The sequence below is a fragment of the Neobacillus sp. BF23-41 genome (assembly GCF_041106275.1).
Genome location: NZ_JBGBPR010000035.1, coordinates 27,492 through 42,615 on the forward strand (window position 1 = coordinate 27,492; position 15,124 = coordinate 42,615).

Annotated in this window: 11 protein-coding genes; 1 reads left to right on the forward strand and 10 read right to left on the reverse strand. The window is 39.8% G+C overall.

The window, feature by feature from the left end; genetic code table 11:
* Nucleotides 1-251: 251 nt before the first annotated feature.
* The 10 genes from AB7942_RS27435 to AB7942_RS27480 all read right to left on the reverse strand — a co-directional run bounded on the left by AB7942_RS27435 (nt 252) and on the right by AB7942_RS27480 (nt 13,698).
* Complete coding sequence (locus AB7942_RS27435; RefSeq protein WP_369449313.1) at nt 252-1,673, reverse strand: NAD-dependent succinate-semialdehyde dehydrogenase; 1,422 nt, start codon at nt 1,671-1,673, stop codon at nt 252-254.
* Between the two features lie 39 nt (nt 1,674-1,712).
* On the reverse strand, nt 1,713-3,083 hold the full coding sequence (gabT, locus tag AB7942_RS27440; protein ID WP_369449303.1) for a 4-aminobutyrate--2-oxoglutarate transaminase: 1,371 nt from the start codon (nt 3,081-3,083) through the stop codon (nt 1,713-1,715).
* A 31-nt stretch (nt 3,084-3,114) separates the two neighbouring features.
* Entirely contained in the window at nt 3,115-4,488 is a 1,374-nt protein-coding gene (locus AB7942_RS27445; protein WP_369449304.1) for a putrescine aminotransferase, read from the reverse strand.
* Between the two features lie 25 nt (nt 4,489-4,513).
* Nucleotides 4,514-6,007, reverse strand: coding sequence for an aldehyde dehydrogenase family protein (locus AB7942_RS27450; protein WP_369449305.1), 1,494 nt, complete (start codon nt 6,005-6,007; stop codon nt 4,514-4,516).
* 230 nt (nt 6,008-6,237) lie between these two features.
* Nucleotides 6,238-8,361, reverse strand: coding sequence for a sigma 54-interacting transcriptional regulator (locus AB7942_RS27455; RefSeq protein WP_369449306.1), 2,124 nt, complete (start codon nt 8,359-8,361; stop codon nt 6,238-6,240).
* A gap of 117 nt (nt 8,362-8,478) precedes the next feature.
* The gene (locus AB7942_RS27460; protein ID WP_098930631.1) at nt 8,479-8,727 is read right to left on the reverse strand and encodes a biotin/lipoyl attachment domain-containing protein; all 249 of its coding nucleotides are present in this window, start codon (nt 8,725-8,727) and stop codon (nt 8,479-8,481) included.
* Between the two features lie 22 nt (nt 8,728-8,749).
* Entirely contained in the window at nt 8,750-9,040 is a 291-nt protein-coding gene (locus tag AB7942_RS27465; protein ID WP_369449307.1) for an SAV0927 family protein, read from the reverse strand.
* A gap of 33 nt (nt 9,041-9,073) precedes the next feature.
* A complete protein-coding gene (locus AB7942_RS27470; RefSeq protein ID WP_369449308.1) occupies nt 9,074-10,360 on the reverse strand; it encodes a Glu/Leu/Phe/Val family dehydrogenase in 1,287 nt (428 codons plus the stop codon).
* A gap of 241 nt (nt 10,361-10,601) precedes the next feature.
* The gene (locus AB7942_RS27475) at nt 10,602-11,963 is read right to left on the reverse strand and encodes an APC family permease (RefSeq protein WP_179195936.1); all 1,362 of its coding nucleotides are present in this window, start codon (nt 11,961-11,963) and stop codon (nt 10,602-10,604) included.
* 394 nt (nt 11,964-12,357) lie between these two features.
* Entirely contained in the window at nt 12,358-13,698 is a 1,341-nt protein-coding gene (locus AB7942_RS27480; protein ID WP_369449309.1) for an APC family permease, read from the reverse strand.
* A 347-nt stretch (nt 13,699-14,045) separates the two neighbouring features.
* On the opposite strand from AB7942_RS27480, the gene speB reads away from it, so the two are divergent.
* Nucleotides 14,046-15,017 carry an agmatinase gene (speB, locus tag AB7942_RS27485; RefSeq protein ID WP_369449310.1) on the forward strand — a complete coding sequence of 324 codons (972 nt, stop codon included), beginning with the start codon at nt 14,046-14,048 and terminating at the stop codon, nt 15,015-15,017.
* The last annotated feature ends 107 nt before the right edge of the window (nt 15,018-15,124 follow it).

The following is a 15,124-nucleotide window of genomic DNA, read 5'->3' on the forward strand; positions in this document are numbered from 1 at the left end:
AAATTGTTTAATAAAACTGATAATAATCTTAAATTTCATCAAATTAAAATAAAAAGAACAAGTCGTGTATGAGGTTCTCAAAATGCACGGCTTGTTCCTATTAAAATAGATTTACCTTTAATTAAACTTTCTTCAAACGGCCAAGCTGGTAGCATTCTACTTAATGGTTTGTCCTCGCGATACCCGAGCGCATACTCCCCTTGCATGATTGTAGCTTTTAGTCGAGGTTTCTCACGAAGAAAAAATGACTGCTATAAATCCAAACCAATCGAAATATATTTTACTTCTAAAAACTCTTCAATCCCATAATGACCACCTTCACGTCCAAGGCCGCTCTCTTTAAAGCCGCCGAATGGCGCTTGAACGACGGAAGGCAGCGCATCATTCAGACCAATGATTCCGTACTCCAGCTGTTCCGTAATTCTAAACGAACGGCTTAAATTTTCTGTATACACATAGGCAGCTAATCCGTAACAGGAATTATTTGCCCGTTCAATGACTTCCTCTTCCGTTTTAAAAGTTGAAATGGGAGCCAGTGGGCCAAAGATCTCATCTTTCATACATTCCATATCATCGTTAATATTAGTCAGTATAGTTGGGGCATAGAAATAGCCGTTGTCTACTGCAGGTTTGAGTCCGGTATAAGTGACTTTTCCTCCCTTACTAACTGCCTCCTTGACCAAGCCTTCTACTTTATTATAAGCGGCTAGATCTATTAATGGGCCAATATCAGTTCCCTCTTCCAATCCGTTGCCGACCTTAAGCTTTTCTAATTCTGTTTGAAATAGCTTAATAAATTTGTCTGCTATCTCTTCTTGCACAAATACTCGGTTAGTACAAATACAAGTCTGACCTGCATTGCGAAATTTCGATTGGACAAGGCCTTCAGCGGCTTTCGCTAAATTAGCATCATCCATAACGATAAATGGAGCATTCCCGCCAAGCTCAAGTGAAACCTTTTTGACAGTTTCCGCCGCCCCGCGCATCAATGTTTTTCCAACCTCTGTCGATCCTGTAAAGGTAATTTTCGTCACGCGTGGGTCCTTCAGCCATACTTCTCCAATTTCTGAGGACCTCCCAGTTATCACGTTTAATACACCGGCAGGGATACCTGCTTCATGGGCAAGCTCAGCCATTTTTAATGCTGTAAGCGGTGTTTGGTTTGCCGGCTTTACAACAGCGGTACAGCCTGCTGCAAGGGCTGGTGCTACTTTTCTCGTAATCATTGCCGCTGGGAAGTTCCAAGGGGTAATCGCTGCAATCACACCGACTGGTTCTTTTCTAACTAGTATTCTTTTATTAGGGTGGGAAGCTGGAATCGTTTCACCGTATACTCGTTTTCCCTCTTCCGCATACCAAGAGATGAAGCCATTGGCATATTGAACCTCTCCAAGAGCTTCTTTCAGTGGTTTCCCTTGCTCAATTGTCATAATCCGAGCAATTTCTTGCTTGTTCTCTTCTATTAAATAAAACCATTTCATCAATAGTTGGTACCGCTCATCCGCTGTTTTCTTTGACCAGATTTTGAAGGCTTTATGGGCAGCATCAACAGCTTTTTCTGCTTCATAAGCACCTCCTGTTGGCACAGCACCGATAACTTCCTTTGTTGCCGGATTGATAATATCAGTTAAAACCTCATAATCATTGCCAACCCATTCTCCATTAAGATACATCGGATAGATTTGATAATTTTGCTTAACTTTATCCATTTTTTATTCCCCTCCAACTGATAAGGCAGGATCATTATGATAAACTGCTTCCATAGCTTCCTCAAGAATTTGCAATCCTTCTTCAAGTTGGTCATCTGTGATTGTTATGGGCATAAGAAGGCGAATAACATTGCTGTAAAGCCCCGCGCTAAGTAACATCAAACCACGTTCGCCTGCAGCTTTAACAATTTTCCCAGTCGCGTCTTTATCAGGAGTTTTCGATTGTCTGTCCTGCACAATTTCCATCGCACACATCGCACCCAGTCCGCGCACATCCCCAATACCTTCGAACCGATCAGCAAGATGCTGCATCTTTTCTATTACTCGGTCCCCAATTTTTCGAGCCCGGTCATTAAGTTGCTCACTTTCAATAATATCTAAAACTGTCAGTGCAGCCCTGCATCCGAGCGGACTGCCAGCGTATGTTCCGCCGATTTCTCCAACTTCTGGAGTACTCATAATTTCTGCCCTGCCAATCACGCCGCTAATCGGAACACCGGCCCCCATTGATTTCGAAATGGTAATTAAATCAGGAACCACTTCGAAATGATCAATCGCAAAATATTTTCCTGTCCGTGCGAACCCTGTTTGGATTTCATCGGCAATAAACAAGATGCCATACTGGGTGCAGATTTCTCTCACCCGTTTAACAAAGGCGGTGTCTGGCACGATAAAACCGCCTTCCCCTTGAACAGGTTCCATCACGACAGCAGCAATCGTTTCAGGAGCGACTTCTGCCAATAAAAACTGTTCAAATTGCTCGATAATCATAGCGCTATATTGCTGCTCATTCATTCCTTCGGGACGGCGGTACACATAGGGATATGGCGCCTTGTAAACTTCTGGAGCAAATGGTCCAAAGCCAAACTTATAAGGCTTCACTTTACTCGTCATCGTCATTGTCATTAACGTGCGACCATGGAACCCCCTAGTAAACGAAATGATTCCTTGACGCTTTGTATATTTCCTAGCAATCTTTACAGCGTTTTCAACAGCTTCCGCTCCACTGTTAAAAAAGGCAGCCTGTTTGTCAAATTCACCAGGGGCAAGCATGCAAAGCCGTTCGGCTAAAGTAATATACGATTCGTACATCATCACATTAAAGCCAGTGTGGATAAATTGACTTGCTTGTTCCTGAAGTGCTCTAACCACTCTAGGATGGGAATGCCCAACGTTTATCGTCCCAATGGCGCCGGCAAAATCAATATAACAATTACCGTCCATATCTTCTACCAGGGCTCCTTGTGCTTTTTTAACAAAGGCATGGCAGTTATTACTGATTCCTTTTGGGACATATTTATTTCTCTGCTCCAATATTTCCTTCGATTTCGGCCCAGGTATCTCTGTTTGGAGCTTGACATATTTCTTTTCCACTACCTTGCTCCCCCCTTATTATAAAAAATCTTTATGCATTTATTTGTACTAAAACTTCTTTGAAGGTGCTGACCACTTTATCGACTTCATCATAACTAATTGTCAGAGCCGGCTCGATGCGGATGGTTTTCGAGTTGATCAAGGTCCCTGCTACAAGAACCCCTCTATCAAACATTCCTTTTGAGACGTCGTAGCCGATTTCATCTTGATGGAATTCAATGCCAATCATTAAGCCTTGACCACGGATCTCTTGAACCTTATCTTCATGGCCTTTTGCTGCTTTTTTCAGTTCTTCAAGGAAATAGGCTCCAACTTCCGCAGCTCTTTCTGGTAGTTTCTCTTCAATTAATACGCCAATTGTCGCAATCGCTGCCGCACAGGCTAACGGATTGCCACCAAAGGTTGTTGTATGCATAAACGGATTATCAAACCAGCTATTAAAGACATTTTCTGTAGCTACAACAGCACCAGCTGGCATCACGCCACCGCCAAATGCTTTTGCCAAACAGATAATATCCGGAACAACTTCATACAATTCAGCCGCAAACATCTTTCCAGTCCGTCCCATTCCCGTTTGCACTTCGTCAAAAATAAGCAAGGATCCATATTGATCACAAAGCTCACGAACTTGTTTTAAATAGTTTTCCGGTGGAAGGATAATTCCTCCTTCGCCTTGAATCGGCTCTAAAAGAACAGCAGCCACATCTTCACCAACGGCAGCGCAGACCTCAAACGTTTTTCTCATCATGTCAATATCACCAAAAGGCACATGACGGAAGCCTGGTATTAACGGTAAGAATGGTTTACGGAACATCCCTTTCGCCGTTCCTGACAATGAGCCTAAACTTTTCCCGTGGAATGCACGAGTAGTAGAAATAAATGTTGTCCGCTCACTGTACATTTTCGCAAGCTTTAAGGCTGCTTCCACACTTTCTGTCCCGCTGTTTGTAAAAAAGGCATACTTTAAATCGCCTGGAGTGATATCAGCTAAGATTTTTGCTAACATCGCACGAAGCGGGTCCAGCAAATCCTGACTATGAAGCGCCTGACGTTTTAATTGGTCAGTTACCGCCTTAACCACCTTAGGATTTCGATGACCCACATTATAGATGCCAAAGCCGCCAAGACAATCAATGTATTCCTTACCATTAACATCCTTAAAGCATGATCCATTATCAGACCATTCCACTGCCGCAAATTGGCCGCCTTCAGTAACTGTTTTGCGGTATTCTAGGAAGCCTGGGTTGACGTGCTCACGGAAGCCGTCAACGGTTTCTTTCGTAATCCAAGCTGCTTCCGCTTCGTTAATTTCCTCTTTTTCTATTAAACTTAGAACCTTATTAATATATTCACTTACATTTTTATTTTGCTCACTTTTTAATTCTCGTTCTAAATCGATACTCATAATTTATATTCCTCCTACTAGTGAATTATTTAGAAAACCAGCCAACCGGCTCAACCTGTAAATTGATATTAATCTGTTTTATTTCTTGAAATTCTTCAAGCCCAAACGTTCCAAGGCTGCGCCCAATCCCACTTTGCTTATAGCCTCCCCATGGTGCTTCGTTATAAGTGGGATGGTAGGAATTTACCCAAGTAATCCCTGCACGCAGCTTTTTAATGACCCGCAAGCCCTTTGCTCCATTATTGGTAAACACACCACCGGCTAACCCATATACCGTACCATTTGCAAGTTTTATAGCTTCTGCTTCGTCCTTGAACTTCTGAATCACAACAACAGGACCGAAGATTTCCTCTTGGACAATTCTCATTTCTTGGTTCACATCGACAAAAACGGTGGGTTCAACAAAATAACCTTTTTCTAACCCGTTGCTAACAATCCGCTTTCCTCCGCAAGCAACTGTCGCACCTTCCTGTTTTCCTATTTCAATATATGAAAGAACTTTTTCTAAGTGTTCCTGACTGACAAGCGGACCCATCTCTGTTCCAGATGTATTTCCTGGTCCTACTTGAATTTGCTTAGCTCGTTCGACAAAACGTTGGACGAATTGATCATAGATGCTTTCTTCGACAAGGATCCTTGAACCAGCTGAACAGACTTGACCAGACCCTGCAAAGATACCAAATAAGGCATAATCGACTGCCGTTTCAAAATCAGCATCAGCAAAAATGATATTGGGCGATTTACCGCCTAATTCTAATGAAACTTTTTTCATCGTATCAGCTGCTGTTTTCATAATGTGCTTGCCCGTTTTCGTACCGCCGGTAAACGAAATCATATCAACCTCAGGGTGGGAAGCGATTTCATTTCCAACAACCGCTCCAGCACCCATTACCATATTAGCTACTCCTTTTGGCAAACCCACTTCTTCAAAAATTTCAAAAAGCTTTTTCGGGGTAACTGGTGTCACTTCGGACGGCTTAAAGACAATTGTATTTCCTGCGGCTAAGGCAGGAGCAATTTTCCAAACACTCATTAACAGCGGATAGTTCCACGGAACAATTAAGCCACAAACCCCCACCGGCTCGCGGACAACCATAGCCTGCATAGGATCGGCGACATGGTAGGTCTGTCCATCAGGTTTTGTAATCAGGCCGGCATAATAGCGGAAACAGGCGGCTGCATCCCCGACATCAAAGCCTGCTTCTCTTAATGGTTTCCCGTTATCCATTGTTTCCAACTGGGTTAATTCATCGGCATATTCATCAATTTTGTCTGCAATTTTTAATAAATATGAGGCTCGTTCCTGAGCAGAAATCCCGGACCAAACACCTTCTTCAAACGCTCTCCGTGCTGCATAAATTGCAGTACGAGCATCAGCAGTCGTTCCTTCAGGTGCATATGAAATAACCTCACCAGTTGCAGGATTAATTACTGGGCGTGTTTCTTGATTTTCGGCATCCTTCCACTCACCATCAATAAACATCTTCAGGTTTACAACTCGGTTTTTTACATCGACCATTTAAATTCCTCCTTTATTCACCCTCACTAACTTTATTGCAAGAAGCGTGCCAATGCTTTAAAGGTAGCAAAATAGGTTTCTCTCAAAATATACGAATAAATTCTATTCAATTTTGCATAACCCTATTATTCTGTGCATAATAAAAAAACGGAAGCGCCCGTTTAGCGGCGTATGAGCTGGACAATTAAAAAAAGCTGCCTCAGATCCTTGAGATCTAAAACAGCTTTTCATTAAAGGGAAGATAAGTTTTCGATTTTAAGATTTTTCTCGGTTAATATTTTTTGATATTTTCTACTAACAGATGATTGGCTGATTCCTAAAGCCTTTGCTGCTTTAGTTGTTGTTTTGTATTGGTTCATCGCCATCACAATCAACTGTTCTTCCACATGATCGATGGCCTCCTGTAAGGGAATGACCCTCGAAATAACGGGCTTCATCTTTTTATGTTCATAACCTAACGATAAAAATTGGCTGACGAACTCAGCATCAATTGCCGGATGGTCGGCAGTAACTACTAATCTTTCAATAATGTTTTGAAGTTCCCTGACGTTACCCGGCCATGGATAAAACTCTAGTACATTAATAGCATCAGGTGTGAGATGATAATTCCGCTCGTATTTCTCATTTAATTGCTGCAAGAAATGAAATGCGAGCAGAGAAATATCCTCCGTCCGTTCTCTTAATGGGGGAATGTGAATTGGAATGACATTTAAGCGATAATATAAATCTTCGCGGAAATTACCGTCATCAACCATTTTTTCTAATTTTTTATTGGTAGCTGCGATAATCTGCACATTAATCCTAATTGGCGTGGTACTTCCAATCGGAATAACTTCCTGCTCCTGCAATACACGTAATAGCTTCACCTGCAAATGAATAGGCATTTCACCTATTTCGTCTAGAAACAAAATTCCGCCATCAGCCTGTTTAAAGTAGCCTTCTTTTCCATTCTTATCAGCTCCGGTAAAAGACCCTTTGGCATAACCGAATAGTTCACTTTCGAGTAAATTTTCCGGGATAGCCCCGCAATTTAATTTAAGAAACGGCATAGTCGAGCGCCTGCCTAATTGATGGATTGCTTGAGCAATTACTTCTTTACCAACTCCAGATTCTCCGTGAAGGAGGACGGTCGAGGAAAAATCAGCAATTTTCTTCGCTTGATTGATAATCTTCTCCATTTTCGGACTACAATAAATGAGCTTTTTCAAAAAGCGGTCCTTACTTTTAAAATCATCTAATTCCTTCTTATATTGTTCGGATATCTTTCTAATTTCCTGCAGTTCACTTTTTAGTCGTGTTGTTTCGGTAATATCGCGCGATGCAATAATAATCCGGTCGAGTTCATTCTTTTCATTATAGACCGGATTTCCTACTGCAAGAATTTTTCTTCCGGATTTGGTCTCTTGAACAACAGAGACCTTCTTTCCTTTTTCTAAAACAAGTCTTGTGACCGAAGGTGTAAACAGCCCTTGATCCTCAAGTTCAAGAATATTCTTGCCAATGAGTTCTTTCAAATCTACTTTCCAGAAATCTCGAATGATGTTTTCACTGAACCTGATTAGTTCCCCTTTGTTATTCACCACGAGGATTTCATCATATATACTAGACAAAATCGCATGCAGGTCCTTATTTAAGTCCTTAATATATTCAATTTCCATTGCCATTTCTTCGACCATGGGCAAATCCTGGGCAACAATGATGATGCCATCGACTTCATTATCATAGTTTAAAATCGGACTATAATCGACGAGAATCCCGATTTCATTCTTGATTACTAGATGATTAAGAAGTGTCTTTCCTGTTGCAAATACCTTATCCAAATGAGAACTGCTAAAAATTTTTTCAGCTGGGAGATTTATAACCTTTTCTGCCGTGCTCCTAATCATTTTTAAACCGGCTTCATTATAATTAATAATTCGTTTTTCTTTGTCTAATACAAAAATCCCCATGGGAATCGAGGTCAGAATAACTTTAAGTAAATCGACACTTTTATTTTCCTGTTTAAAAAGCTCGGCAAGTACATCTTCTCTTTGAATAAAACCTGCTGGCTTACCGTCCTCCCCTCTAATGATGGCAAATGGTTCACCAATAATTTGAAACAATACAGGCAAGGAAATCTGGTCGCTAAGATGGCATATGCTTTCTATTGATTTCGATTGCTCAATCAAAGTTTCGATCGAAGCATTCTCTTTTTTGTGGTTATCAAGCATTACATAGGCAAATATGTGATTTTGTCTTTTTAAAAATAGAATGGGTTCCTTAAGGTTATTTAAGGTAAATCGAAAAACTTCTTCACTTTCATCAACGTCCACTGTAGTAATCGCTTTCATTTTTTCTTTTGCAACAAAAAACATAGTATACCTCCCTCTTAACACCTTATCTACCTTATACTACCACTTAATTCAAAATATTTTAAATTAAATATGGCACAAAAAAAGAAGATGTTGGCCCCATCTTCTTTTTTCTAGCAATTAATCACTACCGGTAACAAACAAATCTTCCTTTATATAAGCGAGGACCATCCCTGGAATAACATAATCCCCTTCCTGCACTTCAAGTGATTCGACTTTTCCACTCAAACTAGTCTGAACCGTTTCTAATGTACCTGATTCTGATTTAATCATAAATAAGGTTTCCCACTCATAAATTTTTGACTCGCTCTTAATTGAAATCTTTTCCACATTCCCATAACACGTGCTAAGAACTACACCATAGTACATGAACATCACCCTCTTTATTCGTTTAATACTGCTCCAGAAAAGGCCGTGTCTGTAATACTAGACTAAAGAATTCTTGAAACTCCGAAATATCCTCACCTTGGATTCCCAGTCTTTCAACCCAATGATCGTCTGAATAGGTGTCTTCTTGACAAAGTAATACCATTTTCCCTGACTGAATCGAAGTAACCATCGCTTTACCAAAAAATTGCTCTGAATAGCCAATCGTCAAATCGTAGCGATGGTTATTTGAAATTAAACAAAAATAATGTAATAGCTGCTGTTCCTTTTGTTCGGATAGTATATCTAGTGTCATTCAACACACCCTCCTCTTATTTCAGTTAATTTTTTAATATTTCAACCATCCTCTAAGCCTTGAAGCCTCTGCCAGCTTTTGAATTCCTTCTATATAAGCTGCAATTTTCATATTTACACCATACATTTTGGAGGTGTGATAAACCTTTAAAAAGCTGGCTGTCATTTTCTCCTTTAGACGCTCATCTACGATTTCCTCGGTCCAGTAATAGCCTTGATTATTTTGACACCATTCAAAATAAGAGACAATGACGCCGCCAGAATTGGCAAGAATATCAGGGACAACAAGGATCTCCCGTTCATCTAGTATTTTTAGTGCATCTTTTGTGGTAGGGCCATTGGCAGCTTCAATGATAATATTGCAGTTAAGTTTACTGGCATTATACTTATTGATAACCCCTGAGATTGCTGCTGGAATGAGAATATCACATTCTTTTTCTAATAACTCCTGGTTTGAGATCGAGCTATTAAAGCGATTAGAAATAATGCCAAAGGAATCTCTATTTTCCAGAAGATAGGGAATATCTAATCCCTTTTCATCATATAAACCGCCGAGCATGTCTCCGATACCAATTACTTTTGCACCAATCTCATATAAATACTGGGCAAGGTAACTGCCGACATTTCCAAAGCCTTGTATGATGACACGGGTATCTTTTAACTGCATTTTCCTTAATTCACATACCATTTGCAGCGTATATAAAACACCTTTTGATGTCGCGGTTTCCCTACCCTTGGATCCCCCAAGTGCAATTGGCTTTCCTGTGATAAATCCAGGGGAGTCGAATTCACGGATATGGTCGTATTCATCCAGCATCCACGCCATGATTTGCGAGTTCGTATACATATCAGGTGCAGGAATATCCTTTGTTGGACCGACCAGCTGACTAACCGCTCTTACATAACCTCGGCTCAATTTTTCCAATTCATCTAAACTCATTTTACGAGGATCACAGATGATCCCGCCTTTTGCACCGCCATAGGGAAGGTCAGTAATACCGCACTTTAAGCTCATCCAGCCGGCCAACGCCTTAACTTCATCAGGAGTGACGTCTGGATGAAATCGAATTCCGCCTTTCGTCGGACCAGAGGCATCATTATGCTGAGCCCGGTACCCCTGGAATATTTCCGTTTGCCCATTATCCATTCGCACAGGAATACTCACTTCTAAAAATCTCATTGGCTTCTTTAGAAATTCGAATACTTGGGGTGGGTAGTTCAGGATATTTGCGGCTTCCTTTAAAGTATCTTGAAACTCGAGAAGGGAATTATCCTGTTCTCTTTCTTTCGTATTCTTCATGTCTAGAGATTCGACTGCCATTCTAACACCTCATTTTTTATTGTTACAAAAGGATAAAGCAAGTTTCGTGCCAACTAATTAATAAACGGTTATTCTGGGTTTTAATATATACATTTATGAAAAAGTAGATAAGGTCTATGAAAATATGATTGAATTATTCAATTTTGCATACTAATTAATTTCCACCCACCCTCCCTTTTCAACCACCTTCCAAAAAAGTCAAAAAGCCAGACATATAAGCCTGGCTCAGGTAATTTCCTGCTTAAAGGGAAGAAGCCCTTTCCGCGTCATCAATATTTAAATCAGCAATTTTGATTTTAAAGAATCTTGTTTGGAAAATCATATAAATCATGCCAATAACAATCCAAACAACCCCGCCGATGAGTGCATCGAATTGTAAGTTAGCCCACAAGATTCCCGTTAATCCAGCCCCAAGGATTGGCATGACTAGATATGAGAAAATATCTTTTAGCGTTTTATATCTCTTTAGACGGAAGACGAAATGAGCAATGACGGATAAGTTAACAAATGTGAAAGCAATTAATGCACCAAAGTTAATAAAGGAAGAAATTAACTCTAAACTGGGGGCTATGGCCAGCAAGGATACTACCCCAACTAAGATGACGTTAAAAACCGGTGTCCTGAATTTTGGATGGACATAACCGAACGTCTTTTTTGGCAAGACCCCATTCCGTCCCATAACGTATAGCAGCCTTGATACACTAGCATGTGAGGCTAGTCCGGAAGCAACTGTTGCAGCAAAAGCACCTGAAAGGAAAATCAGTTTGAAGATTGTCCCACCCACAAACAAACCAATTTCTGGTAACGTGTCATCGGTTACTTTGAATCCTGAAACATCTGGAAATAAAGATTGGGCAAAATAACTACAAACGAAAAAGATGGCGCCACCAATAAAGACAGTCAACATAATCGCTCTCGGCATCGTTTTTTGGTCAATGGCTTCCTCTGCATACATGGTTACTGCATCAAATCCAATAAAAGAGAAACAAACCACTGTTGCCCCTGTCAAAATTGCTCCGAGGTGGATATCGGAATGGAAAAGCGGAGCTGTTGTGAAAATTGTTCCTTGTCCCATTCCTTTGGAAAGCTGGACAAAGGCAAGGACAATAAATGCGGCAATTAAGACCACTTCAAAAATAACCAGCAGTGAATTTAAACTGGATGTTTTCCCCATACTCCATGCATTAATGGCAGTGACGATAGCAACATAAACGACAACCCAAATCCATGCTGGAACACTAGGAAATACAGATACCATGTAAATACGAATTATCAATGCATTCACCATTGGAAGCAATATATAATCAAGTAACGCTGCCCAGCCGACTATGAAACCAAGATGCGGGCTCATGGTCTCCCTTGTATACGTATAGGCCGAACCGGCACTCGGAAATACCCGTACCATCTTTCCGTAACTAATAGCGGTAAACACCATAACAACCAATGCCGCAATGTACGCAAGTGGGACAACACCATTGGTTTCTTCCGAGACAATTCCAAATGTATCAAACACAATCGTTGGTGTCATGTAACCCAATCCGAGCATTACGATTGCCCATAGTCCAAGTGAGCGTTTAAGAGTAGTATTCTCCAATTTAACCATCTCTCCTTATATATCCGGATATTCGTTTAATAAAAATCAATTGTAAGCATTTACATTTTGTTCTAGCATTGATGAAGTACTTAATCTAAAAAAAAACAACTTACTAATCGTAGATCAGCTCCTCCTTCCATTGTACTTAAAAATCTTACTATTTTAAATTATTGCAATTTTCATGCCAATTAAATTTCTTCCTTATTAAAAAATACTTTTACTTTTCGGGACCATAAAATTGGCACTACGACTTTTAATCAAATTTGCAATCTATCAAATGAAACTATTATTTTTATGAAAAAATGCATAACCTCCTCAAGTTTGCATAAAATTGACGGAATCGACAAAAAAAAGCAGTGGATTCATCTCGTAGAATCCACTGCTTCCTTAAAAAATAATTCGATTATGCTTCCTCAGCTTTAAATTGCGGTGGTGCTATTCTGAATGCTTTCGTTAGAAAAATTAAGTAAGTAAATCCAACAGCAAACCAAATAACTCCCATAATCAAGGAACTAACCTCAAGATTAATCCAAAGTATCCCAACCGCCCCAGCACCAATTAAAGGCATTATAACGTAATCAAAAAAACCTTTAGGTGTCCTGTGCATTTTTTGACGAACTGCAAAGTGATTAATTACAGAAAGATTAACAAACGTAAAGGCCATTAAAGCACCGAAATTAATTAAAGAAGTTGCTGTAACTAGGTCAAAGAACCAGGCCGACAAGGAGATTACTCCAACAAATAACACATTAAATGCAGGTGTTCGCCATTTTGGATGAACGTATCCAAACCATTTTTCTGGGAATACCTTGTCACGCCCCATAACATACAAGAGTCGTGAAACACTAGCATGTGAAGCAAGCCCGGAAGCTAGTGTATTGACAAAGGTTGTACACAGGAAAATCGATTGAAACAGCTTTCCACCAACATATAGTGCAATTTCTGGAAGTGCAGCGTCAGGTTCTTTGAACCTAGATATGTCTGGAAAAAAGGATTGAATAAAAAACGATGTGGTAATAAAAATAACCCCGCCCCATAAAGCTGTAAGCATAATCGCTTTTGGAATTGTCTTTTCCGGATTAGGCGTTTCTTCAGCTAGCGTCGTAACAGCATCAAAACCAAGGAACGAAAAGCAGAGAATCGTTGCACCAGTAATGAGAACCGGCATGTTCATACCTTCAACAAAGAACGGTTGTAAACTAAAAACAGTACCTGTTCCCTCACCTGCGTTTAATCCTTTAACAACTAGTATTATAAAGACAATCATGATGAGAATTTGAATTAAAACAAATAATGTATTGAAATTTGCTAGGATATTTACGCTACGTAGGTTTAGGAAGGTAACAATTCCAACAAACACTAATACCCAAATAAAATCTGGAACTGCTGGAAACAAAGCATTCAGGTACAGTTTTGTTAATAAAGCGTTAACCATCGGCAAAAACAAATAATCAAGTAGAGAAGACCAGCCAACTAGAAAACCTAGATGCTTGTTTATTGCTTTTTGGGTATAAGTGTAGGCTGAGCCTGCTTGAGGGAAAACCTTTACAAGCTTCCCATAACTCGCTGCAGTGAATAACATCCCAATCAATGCAATAATATATGCTGTTGGTACATGACCTTTCGTTATTCCAGAAACAATTCCAAATGTGTCAAAAACCACCATAGGTGTCATATATGCTAGTCCCATGATAACGACCTGCCAAAGCTTTAACGATCTTTTCAGCTTTACGTCATTTTCCAAATATCATACCCCCTCTTTAATTAAAACGTTTTCATTACCGGATAATCCTTTGATTTCTATAGATTTTTACTCCTCCTTAGATTTTGGAAATTCAGAATGTAATCTCGCAATTTTTGTGCCAAGCTATATTCTTGTAAAATTTCACCTTATTACTTGTGCAATCCTTAAAGGAAGGTATTTGAAGTTAAATTTATAATTTTTTTAAATCCTCAAAATTATTCATTTGCGCATACATTATTCCAAATTAAGTAGAATCTGTCACATACATTAAGCCGATCCGCTTTATTCTTTATTGGCACAAAACTTGCAAAACTAATTATATAAATAAATATGTGGGGGAATTTTAGATGCAATATCCATTATCACCAGATGTCAAACCAGAATTTTGTACCACCGGGACCTTTATGCGATTACCTTCACAAAGAGAAAATGTGAAATTGGCAATCGTTGGTGTGCCGTTTGATACAGCGGCCTCATTCCGTGTTGGGGCTCGGTTCGCACCTCAAGCCATCCGTCAAGCTTCAATGACCTTATTTCCTTATCATCCGATTCACAAGGTCTATCCTTTTGATGCTTGCAATGCGATTGATATTGGTGATGTTTCCGTCATTCCCCATAATATCCATCGAAGCTATGAGATAATTGAAAAGGCAATGATGGACTTAATGGAAAAGGGGATAATCCCAATTGGGCTTGGAGGGGATCATTCCGTTACATTAGCCAATCTTCGTGCTGCTGCAAAAATACATGGTCCTGTAGCCTTAATCCATTTTGATTCCCATACAGATACATGGGATACGTATTATGAAGAAAAATATTGGCATGGTTCCCCATTCATCCGTGCATATGAAGAGAATCTCCTCATTCCAGATAAAGTTTTTCAGGTAGGAATTCGAGGAACCCTTAATCATCCAGGAGATATCGATGCAAGCACAGATCTGGGATATCATGTTATTACAACCCCCGAGCTAAAGGAACGGGGCATAGCGAATGTAATAGCTGAAATAAAAGAAAAAATTGGTGACACCCCTTGTTTCCTTAGCTTTGATATCGATTTTGTTGATCCATCATGTGCTCCTGGAACGGGTACACTAGAAGTCGGTGGTTTAAATAGCTTTGAAACATTGCAAATTATCCGCTCATTAACTGATTTTAATTTTATCGGTTTTGACTTAGTAGAGGTGTTGCCTCCCTATGATCCAACTCAAATTACTTCCTTACTTGCTGCTACCATCATTCATGAATTTGCCAGCCTCGTAGCACTTAAAATTAATAAAGATTCATTAATTCTTAGTTCAACCAACAATAATTCCTTGTAAAAGCAAAAAGCAGTGGGTTCCATTTTTAGGAATTGTAATGCACCCCAAAAGTTAGAGTAAAATCTTAACTTTGGGGTGCATTTTTATGGCTAAATATAGTGAACAAT

Bases quoted from the DNA above. Each gene is read 5' to 3' on its own strand.
- AB7942_RS27435 (WP_369449313.1), bottom strand. From the start codon at position 1,673: ATGTATCTTAATGGAGAATGGGTTGGCAATGATTATGAGGTTTTAACT.
- AB7942_RS27470 (WP_369449308.1), bottom strand. From the start codon at position 10,360: ATGGCAGTCGAATCTCTAGACATGAAGAATACGAAAGAAAGAGAACAG.
- AB7942_RS27450 (WP_369449305.1), bottom strand. From the start codon at position 6,007: ATGGTCGATGTAAAAAACCGAGTTGTAAACCTGAAGATGTTTATTGAT.
- AB7942_RS27445 (WP_369449304.1), bottom strand. From the start codon at position 4,488: ATGAGTATCGATTTAGAACGAGAATTAAAAAGTGAGCAAAATAAAAAT.
- speB (WP_369449310.1), top strand. From the start codon at position 14,046: ATGCAATATCCATTATCACCAGATGTCAAACCAGAATTTTGTACCACC.
- AB7942_RS27465 (WP_369449307.1), bottom strand. From the start codon at position 9,040: ATGACACTAGATATACTATCCGAACAAAAGGAACAGCAGCTATTACAT.
- AB7942_RS27475 (WP_179195936.1), bottom strand. From the start codon at position 11,963: ATGGTTAAATTGGAGAATACTACTCTTAAACGCTCACTTGGACTATGG.
- AB7942_RS27455 (WP_369449306.1), bottom strand. From the start codon at position 8,361: ATGTTTTTTGTTGCAAAAGAAAAAATGAAAGCGATTACTACAGTGGAC.
- AB7942_RS27460 (WP_098930631.1), bottom strand. From the start codon at position 8,727: ATGTACTATGGTGTAGTTCTTAGCACGTGTTATGGGAATGTGGAAAAG.